The 19,920-nt window shown below is 44.5% G+C and carries 16 protein-coding genes; 10 read left to right on the plus strand and 6 right to left on the minus strand.

The genetic code is table 11. The features are described from left to right. Positions 1–136: 136 nt before the first annotated feature. On the minus strand, positions 137–1,849 hold the full coding sequence (locus tag ACVFI8_RS17870) for a cation:proton antiporter domain-containing protein (protein WP_457872145.1): 1,713 nt from the start codon (positions 1,847–1,849) through the stop codon (positions 137–139). A gap of 260 nt (positions 1,850–2,109) precedes the next feature. After that, positions 2,110–2,571 carry a DUF2846 domain-containing protein gene (locus ACVFI8_RS17875; RefSeq protein ID WP_457872147.1) on the minus strand — a complete coding sequence of 154 codons (462 nt, stop codon included), beginning with the start codon at positions 2,569–2,571 and terminating at the stop codon, positions 2,110–2,112. A 281-nt stretch (positions 2,572–2,852) separates the two neighbouring features. On the opposite strand from ACVFI8_RS17875, the gene ACVFI8_RS17880 reads away from it, so the two are divergent. Beyond that, on the plus strand, positions 2,853–3,350 hold the full coding sequence (locus tag ACVFI8_RS17880) for a fasciclin domain-containing protein (protein ID WP_457872148.1): 498 nt from the start codon (positions 2,853–2,855) through the stop codon (positions 3,348–3,350). Between the two features lie 62 nt (positions 3,351–3,412). Here ACVFI8_RS17880 and nifJ read toward each other — a convergent pair whose 3' ends face one another. The 3 genes from nifJ to ACVFI8_RS17895 all read right to left on the minus strand — a co-directional run bounded on the left by nifJ (position 3,413) and on the right by ACVFI8_RS17895 (position 11,429). Next, entirely contained in the window at positions 3,413–6,961 is a 3,549-nt protein-coding gene (nifJ, locus tag ACVFI8_RS17885; protein WP_457872149.1) for a pyruvate:ferredoxin (flavodoxin) oxidoreductase, read from the minus strand. Then, positions 6,958–8,652, minus strand: a complete 1,695-nt coding sequence (locus tag ACVFI8_RS17890) for an NAD(P)-binding protein (protein ID WP_457872150.1) — start codon at positions 8,650–8,652, stop codon at positions 6,958–6,960. The genes nifJ and ACVFI8_RS17890 overlap by 4 nt, the downstream gene beginning before the upstream one ends. Positions 8,653–9,020: 368 nt before the next feature. Beyond that, on the minus strand, positions 9,021–11,429 hold the full coding sequence (locus tag ACVFI8_RS17895; protein WP_457872151.1) for a M48 family metallopeptidase: 2,409 nt from the start codon (positions 11,427–11,429) through the stop codon (positions 9,021–9,023). Between the two features lie 249 nt (positions 11,430–11,678). Here ACVFI8_RS17895 and ACVFI8_RS17900 point away from each other — a divergent pair, with 249 nt between their 5' ends. The 6 genes from ACVFI8_RS17900 (at position 11,679) to ACVFI8_RS17925 (ending at position 15,809) form a co-directional block, all read left to right on the plus strand. Further along, entirely contained in the window at positions 11,679–12,062 is a 384-nt protein-coding gene (locus tag ACVFI8_RS17900) for a VOC family protein (protein WP_248712230.1), read from the plus strand. A gap of 103 nt (positions 12,063–12,165) precedes the next feature. After that, on the plus strand, positions 12,166–12,849 hold the full coding sequence (locus ACVFI8_RS17905; protein WP_248712229.1) for a helix-turn-helix transcriptional regulator: 684 nt from the start codon (positions 12,166–12,168) through the stop codon (positions 12,847–12,849). A 197-nt stretch (positions 12,850–13,046) separates the two neighbouring features. After that, positions 13,047–13,283: a hypothetical protein gene (locus ACVFI8_RS17910; protein ID WP_248712228.1), complete on the plus strand. Its 237-nt coding sequence runs from the start codon at positions 13,047–13,049 to the stop codon at positions 13,281–13,283. Between the two features lie 83 nt (positions 13,284–13,366). Further along, entirely contained in the window at positions 13,367–14,023 is a 657-nt protein-coding gene (locus ACVFI8_RS17915) for a Bax inhibitor-1 family protein (RefSeq protein ID WP_248712227.1), read from the plus strand. Positions 14,024–14,082: 59 nt separating this feature from the next. Continuing rightward, positions 14,083–14,829 carry an SDR family oxidoreductase gene (locus ACVFI8_RS17920; protein WP_248712226.1) on the plus strand — a complete coding sequence of 249 codons (747 nt, stop codon included), beginning with the start codon at positions 14,083–14,085 and terminating at the stop codon, positions 14,827–14,829. Between the two features lie 56 nt (positions 14,830–14,885). Then, positions 14,886–15,809, plus strand: coding sequence for an arginase family protein (locus ACVFI8_RS17925; RefSeq protein WP_457872154.1), 924 nt, complete (start codon positions 14,886–14,888; stop codon positions 15,807–15,809). A gap of 61 nt (positions 15,810–15,870) precedes the next feature. On the opposite strand, the gene ACVFI8_RS17930 is transcribed toward ACVFI8_RS17925, so the two are convergent. Next, the gene (locus ACVFI8_RS17930) at positions 15,871–16,440 is read right to left on the minus strand and encodes a lipid-binding SYLF domain-containing protein (protein WP_457872155.1); all 570 of its coding nucleotides are present in this window, start codon (positions 16,438–16,440) and stop codon (positions 15,871–15,873) included. A 164-nt stretch (positions 16,441–16,604) separates the two neighbouring features. On the opposite strand from ACVFI8_RS17930, the gene ACVFI8_RS17935 reads away from it, so the two are divergent. From ACVFI8_RS17935 to ACVFI8_RS17945, 3 genes are all read left to right on the plus strand, one after another. After that, on the plus strand, positions 16,605–17,603 hold the full coding sequence (locus ACVFI8_RS17935; protein WP_457872156.1) for an AraC family transcriptional regulator ligand-binding domain-containing protein: 999 nt from the start codon (positions 16,605–16,607) through the stop codon (positions 17,601–17,603). A 216-nt stretch (positions 17,604–17,819) separates the two neighbouring features. Continuing rightward, a complete protein-coding gene (locus tag ACVFI8_RS17940; protein ID WP_457872157.1) occupies positions 17,820–18,467 on the plus strand; it encodes a tetratricopeptide repeat protein in 648 nt (215 codons plus the stop codon). Positions 18,468–18,632: 165 nt separating this feature from the next. Next, positions 18,633–19,802, plus strand: a complete 1,170-nt coding sequence (locus ACVFI8_RS17945) for a glycerophosphodiester phosphodiesterase family protein (protein ID WP_457872158.1) — start codon at positions 18,633–18,635, stop codon at positions 19,800–19,802. Positions 19,803–19,920: the final 118 nt, after the last annotated feature.

Genomic DNA, 19,920 nt, shown 5'->3' on the forward strand with positions numbered 1-19,920 from the left:
GTTTACCCCTAAGGTTTTGTACAAAATTGGCTTTTGGTCGTTTTGTTTAATCAGCCTTTAAGGTGGTTTTCTCGCCGCTTGCGGGCTGACAAACTCATTTATAGCACCTATAAATGACCACTCGCTATTTACCAAGTTATGACTGGTGGCTTTTAAAGCTTAGGTAGTCGCTCGCAAATAGATCTGACCTTAGGTCATCGATAAGTTGAAAAACCTGTTCTTCTTCAAGGCCAAAATTTAACAGCAGATCGCGGCCCCTCAATAAGGTACTTTCGATGTAGACAGAACCGGCGTATTGAACGCCGTGCTCTTTTAAGAAAAACTCATCGGCTCTGGATTTGGTTCGCGCGTAAGTTTCTAAAGAGGGGTATTTAGATAACATTAAACAAATCTTTCGCAAAGAGCCGGAATGGTCCACAGACACAAATACCGCTTTGGCTTGCTGTAGCTTTGCTCGCTCTTGAATACTGGGTTGCATTATGTCGCCATAGTGCACGTTTAAGTCTAGCTTTTTGCCGTTTTCAACGCAGCTAAATTCTGAATCAAAAGCGATGTAGGGGATTTGCGCCCTTTTAGCCAGCCTTGCCATTAGCCGGCCCACTTCATCAAGCCCAATGATGACTAATTGGCTATCATCGCTTTCAAGCGGTTTGCTCGATACAGCTTGTGTAGACTGCTCTTTTTGCAGTACCCGCTTAGCGAGATGATTACCCAATTTGTATATCCAAGGGGTAAGTACCATGCTGATGCTGGCAACCATAATCCCTAGTGCGGCATAAGCGCTATTTAGCACATTTAAACTTGCGGCAAGCCCTAGCAATACAAAGGCAAATTCTCCCACTTGGCCTAAGGCAAAAGCCGTCTTTATACTGGTGGCGTTGGTTTGGCTGTCACACCGAGCCAGCGTATAAAACACCAATAATTTAAGGCTAATCACTAGTATCAGCAAAATAACTAAGTCTTGGTAGTTGCTTAACACTAAATCGAGGTTTATCGACATGCCAACTGAGATAAAAAGCAAGCCCATTAAAATGCCTTTAAAAGGATTAATGATGTTTTCTACCGTAAAACGAAAACTAGAGTTAGATAAGCAAATCCCCAGTAAAAAAGCCCCTAAAGTAGCCGAAAGCCCAACTTCATCTACGATCCATACGGTGGCAAAAATAGACACAAAAAGGCATAACATGAAGCCTTCTTTACTATGCGCTTTGGCACTTAAGCGTAGCCCAATTGGTAGTAAATATAGCCCAATAGCTACAATGGACAGAACCACGAGAACCAGCAGCAGAGTGCTTAATAGCGCACCGTTTGATGCAGGGTTAGATTGATGGGCAAGAATAGGAAATATAGCCATGATGGGCACAATGCTGATGTCTTGCCCCATTAAATTAGTGAAGATGTTTTTGCCGTGAGAAGTATTGAGTTCATTGTTCTCTTTAAGCATGGTCATCACTACTGCGGTAGATGATTGACCAAAAATCAAACCCAGAGTAAAGCCTGTTTCCCAAGCAAAGCCTAAAATGTAACCCAATAATGAGAACACACTCGCGGTGACTAAAACTTGCCCCAAGCCTTGAATTATAAGGCTTCTCTTCATTCCCCATAGGTCGATAGGTTTAATTTCTAAACCGATAGTAAACAGGAATAATACTACGCCAAAGTCGGCAATTTGCTGAAGTAGTTCAACGTTCGTGGCGGCTACCAAGCCGGGGGTATAAGGCCCTAAGGCGATGCCGGCGATAATAAAACCTACCACTGTACCTAAACGGAGTGTTGAGGAAATCGCGATACATAAGGTGACCGTGGCGAGAACAAGCGTAGCAAATGGGAAAAAACTATCAGCTTCCATGAAAGACCTTTTTTGGGCTGCGCTAACTAACTGCTAGGGTAAACATTGTATTAGTTTAGGCGGAATAATCTACTCAAGCTTATGGTGGGATAAGACAGCAAAATAACGCATCGCGCTCACAGGTGGCTAAGCTATGGGGATGACAACAGAAAGTAAGCGAATGTGAAGCGAAAGACTAAATCAAAGGGAGCCTTAGGCGCTATAAACGTAATGACCACACTGACCATTTATGCTATCAGTGTGGTAATGATTGCTAGGGGTTAAACGCTACACTTGCCTTTTGAGGCTAGCTTTAGTTTTGATACTTCCTTTTTCCCTGTCTCTTCATCAACTTGCTCTAATCCAGCACCGCCAACTAACACGCCAAATTTGATATATTGTTCGACGAAGTAAGATTTACCTCCCTCAGTATCAAGGAGTAAATCATTAGGTGAAAACTCTGATTCAGTAGAAATTTTATGCTCGGTATTTGCTGCCACTTCATGATAGAAGAAGATGCCAGGCGCGGTTTCTCCGATACATTGGTCATCAATTAGTACATCTTTCTTCAGTGCCGCTCCCGCCATGGTGTTTCTTCGATAGACATAGATTACAGCGGTGTCCTCTGCGGGCTGACTAAAGGATAAAGCGGCTTGGTTTTTTTCACTCGACTCCATGGGTACTGAAGAACAGCCAGATAAAAAGACGACAGTGATAGCCGCAGCCAATAACGAGTTTTTCATTTAGTTTCCTTTTTACTCACCCAAGTCACTTACTTTGTGAAGGTGCTCAACATTGTTAATGTTGTTTTGCTTAATAGAGGTTAAGTATCTGATTGTAAATCGATATTTAATTTTTACAATGATGTTGTTTCACATTTTTATGATATATAAATTTTAATAAAAAAGAGAAAACCCTAAAAACCGTATGTTTAGTGACTCGTTTTTGGGTGATCGAAAACTCAGGGCTCTTCGTTAATATTTGCGACCCAGCAAATTTAATTATGTCTTGAGAGGAAATTATAATGTTTAAGAAAATCGCAACAGTATTGTCTATCGTGGTGGCGAGTTTAGCGTTCAGTTCTTTGTCTCATGCAAACCATCATGGTATGAAAAAAGACATCGTAGATGTTGCTGCCGAAAATGGTTCTTTTACCACCTTAGTGGCTGCAGTTAAAGCCGCGGGTTTAGTGGACACCCTCAAAGGTGAAGGACCGTTTACAGTGTTTGCACCAACAGACGAAGCCTTTGCCAAACTGCCCGAAGGCACTGTAGAAATGTTATTGCAGCCTGAAAATAAAGATAAATTGGTTGCTGTGCTTACTTATCACGTAGTGGTTGGAAAAGTGATGGCTGCCGATGTAGTTAACATTACCAGTGCCGCAACGGTCCAAGGGCAAGAAGTCATGGTGAAGGTTGATAATGGTAGCGTGATGATTAACGATGCCAAAGTAGTGATGGCCGATGTGAAAGCCAAAAATGGCGTGATTCACGTAGTAGATACGGTGTTACTACCTCAGTAAAAAAAAAGATATGTAAGGGTGTGGCTTTAAAGTCACACCCTTTTTTTGTTTAGGCCCCACGATTAGCTATCGCGGCGGGCATCTGGGTGATAATGGCTGGCGTCTCGATTAGCCATTTCTTCATAACTAGCCCATTTTTGTTGTGCCACTTGCTCTGCAATCTTAATTAAACGCTCGGCTTCTTGTGGGTTACTCTTGGCTAATATTTGGTAGCGGTTTTCTTGCTCACGGTAGTGTCTTAGCGGCAGGCTTGGCCTTAAGCTGTCTAAGGTAAAGGGGTTTTGTCCAGCTTTACGCAGTATCGGGTTATAGCGAATAAGGGGCCAGTGACCACTTAATACGGCATTTTGCTGTTGCTCTAGTCCTTTTTGCATGTCTATGCCATGGGCAATGCAATGTGAATAGGCAATGATTAATGAGGGGCCAGGGTAGGCTTCGGCTTCGCGAAAGGCCAATAGGCTTTGCTGAGGATCCGCCCCTAGGGCAATTCTTGCTACATATACATTGCCATAGGCGATGGCTTGCATAGCGACATCTTTTTTAGCCATAGTTTTACCGCCCGCAGCAAATTTGGCGACAGCGCCAAGCGGCGTAGATTTACTCATTTGTCCGCCAGTGTTGGAGTAAACTTCAGTATCCATCACCAAAATATTCACGTCTCGACCAGAGGCGAGTACATGGTCTAAGCCTCCAAAACCAATGTCGTAGGCCCAGCCATCCCCGCCCACTATCCATACCGAGCGGCGCAACAAATAGTCCAGCACCGACAGCAGCGGCTGGGCGTGTTCTTGGGCTTGAAGTTGCCGTTTAATCTTATTCAGCCGTTGCCGCTGTGCTCTTAATTGGCTCTCAAATTGTTGTGGGGCTTGCAGCACTTGTTCTACTTGCTCCTCTCCAATTTTAGTTTGCCACTGGCTTAACAGTTGCTTTGCTTGTCCCTGTTGTTGATCGGCACTAAGGCGCAGGCCTAAGCCAAATTCGGCGTTGTCTTCAAACAATGAGTTTGCCCACGCGGGGCCTTGTCCTTCGGCGTTTTTCGACCATGGGGTAGTGGGTAGATTGCCGCCATAAATAGATGAGCAACCGGTTGCGTTGGCCACTAACATTCGGTCGCCAAAGAGTTGGGTGGCTAATTTAAGATAGGGCGTTTCTCCACAGCCACGGCAAGCCCCAGAAAACTCAAACAAAGGTTCTAAGAACTGCACACCATGTACCGTAGAAAAATCAACTTTACTGCGGTCGTTAACTGGTAAGCTTTCAAAAAAGGCTAAGTTATCGCGCAGTGGCTGTTGTTGGCTGGGTTTATCTAGCATATTTAGCGCGCGCTGTTGCTGGTTACGCACTGGGCAGGCTTCAAAGCAGAGCCCGCAGCCGGTGCAGTCATCAGCATATAATTGCAAGGTGTAGCGGGTATCGGGGTAACCTCTTGCTGATAACGGGGCTGACTCAAAGCTACTGGGGGCTTGCTCCAAATACGCTTGATGGTAGAAGCGTGAGCGCAGCGCCGCGTGGGGACATACCATTACACAGTTACCACATTGAATGCAGGTTTCGCTATCCCATTGAGGAAGAGACGCTGCAATATTACGTTTTTCATATTGGCTAGATCCACTGGGCCAAGTGCCGTCGTCAGGCAGCTGTGATACCGGTATTTGATCACCCAAACCGCGGATCATTTTGGCCGTCACCGATTTAATAAAGGCGGGGGCATCGGCGCTTACTGCTGCGGCTAAACCCAACTCAGAGTCGGCTTCACCAATGGTGACTTGCCGCATTGCCGCGATGCTGGCATCGACCACTGCATGGTTGGCAGCCACCATGTTGTCGCCTTTGTTATGGTAACTTTTGCTGATGGCTTGTTTCATCGCGCTAAAGGCTTTTTCTAGCGGCATGATATGCGCTAAACCAAAAAAGCAGGCCTGCATAATGGTATTGATCCGCTGTCCCATACCGCCCGCTTTTGCGACGGCCGAGGCATCTATCGCATAGACTTTCAAAGCCTTATCAACAATGCTGCGTTGGGTATCATAGGTTAATGATTGCCACAATTGTTGGTCGTTCAGCGGGGTATTAATCAGCAATATGCCCTTGGGTTTTAGCTTATTTGCTAGCGCTATTTGCTGCAAAAACTGCGGCTGATGCACCGCCAGTAGCTCTGCTTGCTCTACCAAATAGGGGGCGTCGATTGCTTGCTGAGCAAAACGCAGGTGAGAAATAGTGGTAGAGCCGGACTTTTTAGAATCGTAAACAAAGTAACCCTGTGCGTGATAGTCCGCTTGTTGGTTAACAATTTTAATGGTGTTCTTGTTTGCGCCTACGGTGCCATCAGATCCTAAGCCATAAAATAGTGCGCTTTTTACGCCATCTTCGGGTAACACAAAGCTAGCGTCATAACTTAAACTTAAATTACTGAGGTCATCATTTATCCCCACGGTAAAACGCGTTTTGGTGTCGTTTTTGCTGAGTTCGTTAAATATCGCATCGACCATAGCGGGAGTAAACTCTTTACTGGATAAACCATAGCGGCCGCCAATGATATTAATGTGACGACGAGTGGGGTTGCCGTGAATAACTGACTCTACATCTAGTTGTAATGGCTCTGCATAAGCACCCGGTTCTTTGGTTCTATCTAACACGGCGATATGTTGTACCGATGCCGGTAACACAGCTAATAAGTGTTTGGCACTAAATGGACGGTATAAACGCACCGTGATCACGCCAATTTTTTCACCCTGTTGGCAGCGATAATCGACCAACTTTTTAACCGTAATACTGGCAGAGCCCATCACCACGATGACTCGTTCAGCATCGGTAGCGCCGTTGTAGTCAAACGGTTGGTAGTGTCGACCAGATATTTTGGCCAGTGCTAGCATGCTTTGGCTTACGATGTCTGGGGTGGCTTGATAGTAAAGATTGACACTTTCGCGCGCTTGGAAGTACACATCGGGGTTTTGCGCAGTACCGCGAATTTTAGGTCGCTCTGGCGATAGCGCTCGCTCGCGGTGTTGCCACACCCAGTTATCATCAACCAACTCTCGGATATCTTCTGCAAACAAGGCGTTAATTTTGTTTACTTCATGCGATGTTCTGAAACCATCAAAAAAGTGCAGGAAGGGAACTCGGCTACGCAGGCTAGCAATATGCGCCACTACTGCCATATCTTGCGCTTCTTGTACTGATGCTGAAGCCAACAAAGCAAAGCCCGTTGCTCTGACCGCCATAACATCTTGATGGTCGCCAAATATCGACAAGCCTTGTGCCGCTAATGAGCGGGCCGCAACGTGAAATACGGTTGGGCTTAATTCACCGGCAATTTTGTACATATTGGGAATCATTAACATTAGGCCTTGAGAGGCGGTAAAGGTGGTCGCTAAGGCGCCACCCTGTAATGCCCCGTGCACGGTTCCGGCTGCGCCTCCTTCACTTTGCATTTCAAAGATTTCGGGAACTTGCCCCCATAAATTGACCAAACCTTGGTTGGCCCATTCATCGGCTAGTTCGGCCATGGTGGAGGAGGGGGTAATTGGGTAGATGGCGCACACTTCACTGAATAAGTAGGCGATGCGGGCTGCCGCTTCGTTGCCGTCTAGGGTTAGCATGCTAGTTGTCATTGTTGGTTCTCCACTACATCAGTCATGGTCATTGCACCACAGGGACATTGATTCACGCAGGCTTCACAACCGGTGCAGGTTTGGTAATCAATGGCATAACCTAAGCCCTTACCTTGTTTGCTAATGGAACGTTGTGGGCAGGCGCCATAACAGCTGTCACATTCAAAACAATTACCGCAGGAGTAACAGCGTTGTGCTTCAAAGTGGGCTTGTTCGGCGTTAAGGCCTTGGGTGACTTCACTAAAATCATCAACCCGTTGCTGGGCCGCCAATTGGTGTTCGGCTGATGCTGGCGCATCAATTTGATACCAAAGGTGTAGTTTATCGGCTTTGATAATTTCAGGCTTATGCTTAGATGGTTGATTTTTTAGAGAATTTTCTTGTTCAAACTGACCTTGTTCCGATAACTTTTGCCCGGACAAACCTGGCTCGGTCAACCAATGATTAATGCAGCGGGCGGCTTTTTTACCGTGCCCCGTTGCCATGGTAACGGTACGCTGTGAGGGCACCATGTCGCCACCGGCAAAAATCCCTTCTGCGCCAGTCATCATCTGCGCGTTCACTACCACTACACCATCGTGATAGCGGATTTCAGCAATGTTATCTAGCAAGCTAGCATCTACCTCTTGCCCTATGGCTAAAATTAGGCTGTCGGCCTCTAGGGTTTCAAGCTTACCTGTGGGTTGGGGACGCCCTTGTTCATCCAATTCCATCTTTTCTACGGTGATTTGCTGGTTTGAGAAGTCTTTAATGGTGCGTAGCCAATTAATTTGCACGCCTTCTTCAATCGCTTCATAGGCTTCAAATTGATGAGCGGGCATATTAGCTAAATCACGGCGGTAGATGATTATCGGTTCTGCGCCGAGGCGCTTCGCGCTGCGGGCAGCATCCATGGCGGTATTACCACCACCATAAATGGCGACTCTGCGGCCTAAGTTTAGTGGGGTGCCTTGTTCAATGGCTTCTAGGTAGCTGACTGCATCTATAATTTTACTGGCTTGTTGGGCAGGAATATCAGTCTTTTTGCTTAGGTGGGCTCCAATAGCGACAAAAGCGGCATCAAATCCGCCTTGCTGTTTTTCTTCCAGTAGATTGTTTACATTGTGATTAAGAGTAATGGTTACGCCCATTCTGACTAAACGATAAATTTCGCCGTCTAGAATATCTCTTGGTAAGCGATAGGCTGGAATACCAAAGCGCAGCATACCTCCGGCGCTGCTGCCTGCATCTCTAATTTCTACGCTATGGCCTAGACGACATAAATGGTAAGCGGCGGATAAACCGCTGGGGCCTGCACCCACTACCAGTACTTTTTTGCCCGAACTCGGTTTATCGTGCTCTGGTACCCACCCTTCTTGTAAGGCTAAATCACCTAAGTAGCGCTCGATAGCATGCACTGATACGGCTTGGTCTACTTCGCTGCGGTTACAGGCCGTTTCGCAAGGGTGATAACACACTCGCCCGTGCACGGCGGGGAAGGGATTGTCCTTAACCAGAATTTTCCATGCTTGTTTAAACTCGCCCTGTTGCGCCAAAGATAACCAGGCTTGGATATTTTCACCCGCAGGGCAAGCTGCATTACAAGGGGGAAGCAAGGATTGATAGATTGGCAGGTGACCAGCAATGGCGCCAGTACCGTGACTTTGGGTAAGGTCGGGGGGGGTAGACAGATCAACCGGTTTTGCTTTCATAGCGCGTCCTTAATCTTTGGGCATAGCTTGGCTGTGAGTAAATGCGCTGGCGCGCGATTCACAGTCAAAGCGTTGTTATGCCAAGGTGTTTGGAGCTTAGCGGTTCAGCACCCAAACCAAATCATAAGAAAAGCAAACTACTAAAAATTTAGCATTGTTGCTCAATTTGCTGGGCGATTTAGATCAATGTTTAACCACTTATGTTAACTTGAGATCACAGTTATGAGAGCGACACCTTCCAACTATAATGGCGCGGGTGTGGCGCTGTATACAGCCAAAGTACTATCAATAGTTTTAGGCATTGGCAGCGTTTTTTGGGGTTATCTAAGTGGTCATCATTGGCGGTTCATCGCTCTAGCGGCCGGTGATTAGCTCATCACCAAGCTGTCGGATGAGGATGTCGCTACTAAGGGCCGATGGTTTTGTGGTTGTGCTTCTATACATAGTTTACTCAGTTCAGCGCATAGCCAATAGTACTGGTACTTGGTGGCGTTAATGCTTTGCTCGGCGATGAACAAATATTGCGATACAGGTGTGCTTGGCGAGTAATCTAATGTGCCGCCACTCCAGCTTTCGATAAACTCTGCGAGATTAGGGTATTTGGGATTGGCTAAGAGGATGTTTTTAGCCTCTTTAGACAAATGGTTCACTTCTAGGGCGCAACGCTTAGTTTGTTCAAACAGTCTTGATTGAATTTTTGATTGCCATTCTTCCTCTACATTTAATAGGGTTTCTAAAATAAAGTGATAGCGCTCTAGGTTGTTAATGATAGGTTCTAGTTTGACCATGCCCTGCAAGGCACTTAATAGGCTATCAAGCCGGGTCGCTTGCTGGTGAGGCATAAATGAACGCGACAGAAAAACACGATGATGCAATAGCTTATCAAAGTGCTTCAACTCGTTTTGCATCTGCTTAATGCTAGCGGTTGATTGGCTAATGAGATTGGTAATGTCAATGCGGCTATTAGCGGCTAAATCAAAGTCTTTTGGGTCTACATTAAGGTTTGCCTCATAGTAAACTTTTACCAGCGAACTTAGCCTTAAGGTGTCTAACTGCTTAAAGTATTTATCTTCTTGCGCTTTAATCAGAGCGTGTTGGCTGTCTATTTGTTTTATACAGTCTGCTAAATCATTAGGTTTATTATCCACCAAGGTTGAAAGATGGAAAAAGCGGCCACTGTATATGTCACCAAAAAACGCTTTTAAGTGCTCAGCTGTTTGCTGTTTATGCTGTTCATTTTCAATCAGTTGGTCGTTGTTAACCATATAATTGCTGGGTTTTTTGATCCCTTGGCTAGTGTAGAAAAAGGCACTGACAGACTCACATAACGTGTCTATTTCTGTGATTAACTGGTCTGCTGGCAACTCACAACTAAAAATACCTTTGTCGTTACGCCGAGTGACAAATTTAATTCTATCTAAATCTGTTGGGTGGCTATCCCATGGGGTACTTTCTCCCCGATTGATTTGCTGTTCAATTTTACTGAGCTGCTCAGCGCTGGTTTGTTTGGCTAGATTAGCAATGGCTAAGGGGATATTTATCAGCAATTTGTTGTCGTTCCAAGCGAGCTTATTGATGTCTGCTATTTTTTGACTCGCTAGCGCGAGTTTGCGGAGTTCAATGGCTGTTTTTGCAAATTGCTCACTGCCAACAAAACGGCTCTCATAGCTGTCAGCATCAAACTCCATCGCTCTAGACATATATTGAGTTAAGCGGAAGTTAAGTTTAAATAGCGCACTAAAAATGAAACGAGTAAGGCCAATAGAGGTTTGGGCAGCAAAGATGGCTATATTCATCATCAATGGCATGTGCTCTTGTTCAGCCCATTTCTCTAGCCTTATGTCCCATTCGTCTGGCTCGTAAGCTCTGCTTTGAAACCAAGTATTTACAGTATGTACAATATAGCGAGTTTGCATCGCTTGAGATTGAGCGAAATGGCCAAACTCATGCGCCAAAATACCGCTGAGTTGCCGCATGTTCATACCGGTAAGTAAGGGCAAGCCTATGGTTAAACGTAGTTGGCCTCTTCGTAAACTGAGTAAACCATCGAGGCCGCCCGCAGAGGCGTTTACTTCAGTATCTAAGCAAATCTCGGCGGGTCGAGGTACCGATAATTTATCGCACATTACATAAACCAAGTTAAAAAGAGCGGGGGCTCTTTTGGCTTGTAGGCGATAACGTTTAGGTTCTTGATAACGCGCAAATAAGGGTTTTAGTAAGAATAGGAAAAGTACACTAACGATGAAATAGGGAACGATGAGTAGTAGTTTGCTGAAAAGCCCTCCTGACATATCGCCGATGTTGTTTACTAATACTGAAAAGTAAAAGATAGAAAAGGTAATTAAACCCAACAACATGGCCAAATAGATAAGCGGCGTAATCATTGTTACGAGCACGGTGCATATCATTCCGAAACGATATTCGCGGCTAACACTTGAACGTGGAAAGTCCCCGTTTAGCAGTTTCACAAAATCAGCTTTTAGTTTTGGGGATGGTTTATGCGCGTTGTTCGTGGCTTGCTCTTGATGGTCGATAGGGCGAGTTTGTGGAGTGGCCACTTCTCTGATCGCTACGCGCAAGCCATATTCGGTAAACACCTCGGATAAGCCTCTAGCTAAACTTAAAGACAGGTTTTCTTTAAGTACGTTTCCTTCTTGAAGATATTTTTGGGCAGCCGAAGGGGTAATATCTAAGGCCTTACAGAGTGTATCTACCAAGTGGTGGTCACGACTATTGCTATTCTGTGCTCCTAAACTCACTAATTCATACTTAGCCACTAACATTTCCTTATGTCATTAGTGATGTTTTTATCGCTAGGATTCTTGCAAATAAACCGCATTTATTCAAAGGTTTATCATTTTATTTGTGCCTCATAGCGCAAACAAAAAATATTAAATGTGGTGGTTTTATGGTGGTTTGAAGCGCGTGCTGAAAACCTACTGACAGTATGCTGTCAGTAGGGGGGCTTTATAGTGATTCTACCTACCAGCCAAGGGGGCTTAAGTAGGATTAGCAAGGAGATAGTTATGTTAGCTGTAGCACCGTTAGTATGGGGCGAAATTGCCGTCAGTGATATGGACCGCGCCCTCGCGTTTTACGCAGAGCACTTTAACTTACACTTTCGTCGCGAGAATATGGGCGATATGGACATGGCGATACTAGAAACGGAAGATCCAGAAGCCGCCAGCATTGGCTTATGTAAACATGAAATGATGAAGCCTAGCCTAGATGGCAGCACGGTATATTTGCACTTAAGTGAAAAACTCAGTCCCTTAGTCAATAAGATCAGCGATGCGGGGGTGCAAATGTTGTTACCCCTTACCGCCATTAAAGACGGCGAGCATGGGTACATTGCGTTATTTGTTGACAGTGAAGGCAATAAAGTGGGTTTGTGGTCTAAATTTCAGTAGACGTTGTTATCGAATAGCGATAAACAAATGCGGCGTAATATTTAGCTAGCCCAGCGTGTTGTGCTGGGCTAGTGTTGCTACTGTAGATAATTTAGGGAATAGCATGAGACGGGCAGACAGGCTTTTTCAAATAGTACAAATTCTGCGGATGCGGCGTTTAACTACTGCCCAAGATTTAGCCGAGCGCTTAGAAGTGTCTACTCGGACCATTTACCGCGACATTCAAGATTTATGCTTAAGCGGTATTCCAATAGAAGGAGAAGCGGGGGTCGGCTATTTGCTGCGCCAAGAAGTTAACGTACCCCCATTAATGTTTAACGAACAAGAACTTGAAGCGATACAAATAGGGATGCGTATGGTGCAAACCTGGGCAGGCAAAGAGATATCGTCAGCGGCTAAACAAGCGATGATAAAAGTTGAAGCGGTCTTACCTAAACGCTTACAAGCCTACCAATCACTAATGTTTGCTCCCGATTTTTACATCGACAGAGATGAATTCAAATATCTCGACGCTTTACGTATTGCCGCCCAGCAGCGCGAGTACTTGGAAGTGGCCTATCAAGATGCCAAAGCGGATTGCAGCAAACGGGTTATTCGACCACTGGCCATTTACTTCTGGCGCGGCACTTGGACATTATTGGCGTGGTGTGAACTTCGTGATGACTTCCGCAATTTTCGAGTAGACCGAATTACTCAGCTCACTCATCTAGAGCGGGTGTTTAGCCATACACCTGGTAAAGAGTTAGACGACTTTGTTGAAAAAATGGAGCAGCAAAAAGGCGAATAGCGCCAAACATCATTGACTTGGAGATTATTGCGCTTAGTCACTATTTTTAACAAAACTATCAATTTAATTTCCATCTTGCTGAATCATCGATAAACTACTGATGAATATAACAACATTGCCAGCAAAGCAATGACTACCCCAATCATCAGCCTCTTCAAACCTCTGGCTGTATGAGTTTGAGCAAATGGAGTTGAAACATGGCTAAACAATTTTGCACTCAGTGCAGCCAAGATACTGAACATAAAGAGATCATTAAACAGAAACCGTCTAAGTATGGCAGCAGTAAAATGGAGCAGTTTAAAGCCTTTATGGAAGGCTTTTTTGGCGGAACAGCCAGTGCGGTAGGGGCTTCACTCGATTTGATGGATAGATATGTAGAGTGCCAACAATGCGGGTATCGCACACTTGAAAATCATGGTGATGAGTTTCAGTGAGACTCAATGTAACTTGTTTGCGGCTAGTCAGCGGTAGACTGAATGATAAATATTTTTTAAGTCATTAATATAGGGATATAACAATGGAAGTAGGTGTATTTGAGCGCACAGAAACCACCGATAAACTAATCAGTGCTTCACTTTACAATTTTGTCATTGGGGCTACTTTGGTGTGGGGTTTTTTTGTCAATTGGCTAATGGTATTAAATATTCCCGCTGAATCCATCGCGGCGGTCAATCCTATTATCTTTTTTGTGGGCTACTTGGCGTCATGTTTCTTTGGCATCTACCTATTTAGCAAATCTGACAATCCTTTAGTGAGTTTTATTGGCTACAACTTTGTGGTTGTGCCGTTCGGTTTGATCATTAACCTGGTGGTGAGTCGCTACAATCCAGATATCGTGTTAGAAGCGATACGAGTGACCGGATTGGTGACCTTTGTGATGATGTTACTTGGGTCGATGTATCCTGCGTTTTTTAAAAAAATCAGTGGTGCTTTAACCATCGCCTTATTATGTGTGATTGTGGTGGAGTTGGTCGAGATCTTCATTTTTAATACTCACCACGGTATTTTGGATTGGATCGTCGCGTTAATTTTCTGTGGTTATATTGGTTATGATTGGGCAAGAGCAAATGCGATACCTAAAACCTATGATAACGCGGTAGACAGCGCTGCTGCCTTATATATGGATATCATTAATCTGTTTTTACGTATATTGCGTATTTTAGGCAGAAGGTAGTCTTCTTGAATATTCCGTCTAGTGCGCTTGATTCACTGATCTAATAGAGGAATATCTTGATGAACAAGGTAGCAATAGTTACCGGTGCGGGCAGAGGTATAGGGGCTGCAACGGCTATTCAATTGGCTAAACAAGGCTATTCGCTATGTATTAATTATCTGGCGGATGAGCAATCAGCCTTGGCGGTGGTATCGCAAATTGAAGGAGCTGGCGGTAAGGCCATAGCGGTCAGGGCGGATGTATCAGAAGAGGAGCAAGTACTCAGGCTTTTTCAGATCGTAGATCAACAGCTAGGGGCTATAGATTTGCTAATTAATAACGCCGGGGTGCTATTTGCTCAAACGGATATTGAGGCCATGACCGCTGAAAGAATTAACCGAACATTAAAAACCAATGTTACAGGCTATTTCCTTTGCTGTCGCGAGGCGGTTAAGCGCATGTCTTATAAACATCGAGGCAAGGGCGGGGTGATTGTTAATGTGTCTTCGGCTGCTTCACGGATTGGTTCTGCCCATGAATATATCGATTATGCTGCTTCAAAAGGGGCTGTTGATACCTTAACAATTGGCTTAGCGATGGAAGTGGCAGAGCAGGGCATTCGAGTCAACGGCGTAAGACCAGGCTTAATCTATACCCAAATGCATGCGAGTGGTGGTGAACCTAATCGGGTAGACCGCCTAAAAGCGCAGCTACCCTTAAAGCGCGGCGGTACCCCTGAGGATGTAGCCGAAGCGATTGTTTGGTTATCATCTGACAAATCTAGCTATACGACAGGGGCCTTTATTGATGTTTCGGGCGGCAGGTAAGCTATGACTTATCATCTCCTCTTTTTGCCCACCATTGTTTGTCATAAAGGAAAATTATGAAAAGAAGCTTTGATGTTATCGGGGCGCCATTTAACCACTTGGCTTGTGTTACCACCAAGCAAAATAGTGTCGATGGACTTCGCTCTGGTGGCAGGCAGTCATGGCTAGGGCTTAGCCAATGGATCGCGCTAAGAAACCAGAACTGGGCTTGCGACATTGAAGATTGTGGGGATGTAGCGGTTGATTCTGCGGTATTAGCCTTACTGGAGTCTGGCGCTAAACTCGAAGCGCTCAACCAATATTGTTGTGCTTTAAGTGCTAGGCTGATGAAGAGTTATCATGCTGGCCGCACTCCTATAACTATTGGTGGAGATCACTCGATTGCGGTTGCCACGCTGCAAGCTACCATGGATTATTATCAGAAGCAGCGGGGTAAAAAGGTGGCGGTAATCTGGGTTGATGCCCATGCAGACTGCAATAATAGCCTAGATAGTCATCTACATGGCAAACCTTTAGCTATGTTAATGAACCAATATTCCCATCATGGCTGGTCTATTGACTCTGCGCTCGCAGTAAAACCAGAAAATGTTTTTTATATCGGTGTACGAGACTTAATGCCTAACGAATACCAACTGATTAGTGATTTAAAAATGACTAACTATGATATTAGCCACATCGATAATTTGGGTATTAATGCAGTTATTCAAAAGCTTATGGCTCAGTTAGAGACTGACTTTGACCATATATATTTGTCTTTTGATTACGATGTATTAGATGGCAGTATTTTTCGAGCATGTGCTACCCCCAATGTTGGAGGTTTGAGTGCCCGTGAGGCCTTACATCTTGTTTCTGCTTTATCTTCAAGTCATAAATTTGTCGGGGCTGATTTTGTTGAATACTTGCCTGAACTTGATCATAACGGCGTATCTCAAGAACTTATGGTGAAGCTAATAGATGCAGTGTGGGGCTTTAGAACTTAACAAAGCTTGGCATATCAATCTGCCAAGCTGAGTATTGCTTTCCAAGGTGACTACTTGCTTGTTAGCCTTGGTTTAAGTCTTTATCTTTCCAAAACTTTGTTCCTTTAATTGTTGCCTCTAAAGATAGGCCTGCTTCGGTCATTTGATATATTTCAACGTCACCTATAGCGCCTTCTGATTCAGCTGAGCCACCTTTGTCACCCGCTTTTGCTGAAGCGTCGGCTTGTGCGCCAAATAACCAACCAGACTCTACGAACTTGTCGTAAGATTCGCGGGTTTTAAAAACCATGAGCGCTCTAAAATCTTTAACGCCGGCACCAAAACCTACGCCAGCTTCGCCCATCTTCATATAGGTGCGTTTGCCTGAGACATTATCTATAGCTACCCCATGACCGCCGCCTGCTGAGATAACAAACAGGTTGATGCCAGCGTTACTGAATACAGCATAACCAACTGAGCCACTAATTTTACCGGCTAGTTCAGCATTTTCTTTTTTAAAGTCGGCCAAGCTCTGCTGCACCATTTGGTCTGATTCGGCGCGTTCTTCTGCCGCACTTTTTGCTAATGCAGGGAAACTAATAGTGATGTTTAGCAGGGCGATAGCGAAAATTGCAGTTAATGATTTTGTCATTGGTTTTCCTAAGTAGGTGCTGCATTACAAGGCAGCATAATCAACAATGTGAAATACAACTCGGCCTTTCAACTTGTTGCTATTTTAAGCTTTACAGCTAATAAAATTGACATTTTACGAATAAGCGTGACACTTAGTGTATCTGTCCTCGGATTGGATTTGTTTTGCAACAGTACCTATTTCAGTTAGCTGCGCTTAAATCGATAGTTGAATTAGCAGAGCAGCAAGGTTTAGATAAACACCGCTTATTAGCTGCTGCAGATATCTCTCCCAGTGTGCTACGCCGCGATAGCGGATTAGTGAATCAATTGAACATTGCCAAATTTTTCACTGTGGTGGATCACTACGGTGAACAACCTTTAGGCAGCGCTCGTTGCGGTTTAACCCTAGCGTTGAGAAAGCAAGGCGCAGTGGCTGTAGCAATACAACATATGCCAAATTTAGCAGCGATGGTACTTATGCTTCAGGCCTTTTTAAATGCGCAATCTAGCGGCACATGTTTAAGCTTGAGTGAGCAAGGCGATCTAGTGCGGGTAGAGTTTTCATTAAAGTTTGCCGATCAATTAAATTGTGATGCTATGTATAGGGCTATGCTGTGTAATTTGTTTTCTACCTTTAAGCAATTACTTGGTGACTCATGGCACCCCAGAGAGCTGTGGTTGGACCATCCCTTTAGTCACGCCAATGAGCTGTCTGACTTACTTAAATGCCCGTTAAAAACCCAAATGCCCAGCAATGGAATTGTGTTTGATAAGCGCTGGTCACATGTTACTGGTGCTCAAGTATTTCCTATAAGCCGTGAGTTAAGTAAGCAAAATGCGGCAGCCATAGATCGTTTAGACAATATCGAAGACTTAATTTACCAACTGTTACCGGCGCTTATTTATGACGGCCGTACCAGCATAGAGCAAGTCGCAGAGTTATTTGGGGTACAAGTGCGGGTGCTACAAAAGCGCTTAAAAGCGAAAGACACCCGCTATTCGAGTTTGTTAGAGGACGCTAGGAAAACCATGGCAATTGATTATTTGCTCGATAGCCAACTATCAATTAGTGATATTTCATTGCAGTTAGGCTATCGAGAACCCGCCATATTTATTCGCTGTTTTAAGAAGTGGTTTAAGCAAACACCATTGCAGTGGCGTAAAATTGCAAGGGCCAATTAAGTTTAGTTATTTTTGTATTATGTTTTTTAATAATTACCAATTTGGTGCATAAAGCTAGCGTTTATCGCTTTATTTTGGTGAGTGTTGTCGTCTAAATTCTGCTTGTTGCTTGAAATGCATGGTTTTTATATTTGGCACGTTAAATGCGAAGCTGATCACAAAAAGGGTGTTTTGAACTTAAATACCCCCCTAATCAGTAGCCAAAGGACAAACATCATGAAAACGTTTATTACTTGGTTTGTGGCATGCTCGAGTTTAATCTTGAGTGTTGTTTTTCAAGTACAAGCAAACACCGAACTAAGCGCTAGTAATTCATCGTTAAATGGTTGGTGTGCCAGTCTTAGAAAGCAGCAAATTTGTTTGAATTTACATCTACAATTGGCTGAGAATGGCCGCGCAGATTCGGCTTATTGGGTTGCTAAGGCAAATGCTAGAGGCACCTTTGAAGACGCTGACTTCACTAAAGCAGCTGATTACTATCAGTTGGCGAGCAATCAACAACACCCTGATGCAAGTCGAGAATTGGGTTTATTGCATTACCATGGAGTGATTGGCCAACGTGACTTTGTTAAAGCGCAGGGCCTATTTGAACAAGCCGTTGCGCAAGGCAACGCTGAAGGAATATGGGCACTGGCAAGGATGTATCATTATGGTCGTGGCGTAGAGCAAAGCTACCAAAAGGCTTTTGAACTATTTACTTTAGCAGCAGAGCTGGGCTCTAAACCTGCGGCGAGTACCTTAGCTTATTACTACAAAGTGGGCTTGGCGACCGAGGTCAACCCCCGTTTGGCTAGCTATTGGGGTAATAAAGCCCGTGTTAAACGCCTAGTGACATGGAATCGCTCTATTCCCGATTATCGCTAAACCGATACCGCGTTCAAACAAGCCAGCATCGATTGATGCTGGCTTGTTGGGTATTAACGCTAGACATAAATTAAACATCAATTGTTCATCACATTGCAACCTTGGCCACTTTAACTAGAGAGCGAGTAATTTAGCTCGATAAATTAAAGATAAGGATGCTTGCCAATGAAATTCACCCGCTTGGTTTTGTTACTATGCCCGCTTGTTCTGCTCAGTGCCTGTAATGACGATAACACTGTGCTTGAGACTAAGTCTGCAGCAATTTCATCAATTCAACTAGGCCCTCGCCCTGCTTATCTGGTTGACCAGTTGGCTGAGGGTGAACTAAAAGACACGCTAAGCGCCTGTGTTGAAGATATGACCAGTTATAAGGTGAGTGATTTTTCTATTGGTCACCGCGGTGCGCCGTTAATGTTTCCTGAGCATACTCGTGAAAGTTATGTCGCGGCCGCCCGCATGGGGGCGGGGGTGCTTGAATGTGATGTAGCCTTTACCAAAGATGCTGAGTTGGTTTGCCGTCATTCACACGCAGATTTACACACCACTACCAACGTTTTAGCTGTGCCTGAGTTAGCTGCCAAATGCTCGTTACCATTTACTCCTGCTGATAGTGTGAATGGTGTAGATGCGACGGCAGAATGCCGCACTTCAGATTTCACCTTGGCTGAATATAAGTCTTTACAAGGTAAGATGGATGCCAGTAACTCAGCCGCTACTACTGTGGAAGAGTATATGAATGCTACGCCTAGTTTTCGCACTGATCTTTACGCCGATAGTGGTACTTTGCTGTCGCACAAAGAAAGTATCGCTTTATTTAAAGAGCTAGGTGTGAAAATGGCGCCAGAGCTAAAAACACCTGATGCTAAAGATCTCGCTGTGGCGGGTATCACCCAACAACAGTTTGCCCAAAAAATGATAGATGAATACATCGACGCTGGTGTTGAGCCAAGCCAAGTATACGCCCAGTCATTTTCGATTGACGATGTAGAGTATTGGATTGCCAATAACCCCGAATTTGGTGAGCAAGCAGTATACTTAATTTACTTGCTTGATGGTGTACCTAGCCCTACAGAGATTGCAGCAAAAGGGATTAACATTGTGGCTCCTATCTACACAGCCTTACTTGAGCAGCAAAATGGAGTAGTAGTAGCGAGCGATTACGCCAAGCAGCTTAAAGCCGAAGGTTTAGACTTAATTACTTGGACAATCGAGCGCCGTTACACTGATTACCCTGAGTTTGAAGTGTTAAATGTACTCAAAAAAGAGCTAGAATTAGTGGGTGTGTTTTCTGACTGGCCTGCTACGGTCACCTTCTTTGATAACTGCGTTAAATAACCACTATATGCATAAACATGTTACTGCTAATGCTGATTAGCAGTAACTTTGTGATCTTGATAGCACTATTTTCAATTTTCCCTGCTAAGTTGATTCATCGCAATGAAGTAATTATTCA

The sequence above is a fragment of the Agarivorans sp. MS3-6 genome, assembly GCF_054112545.1.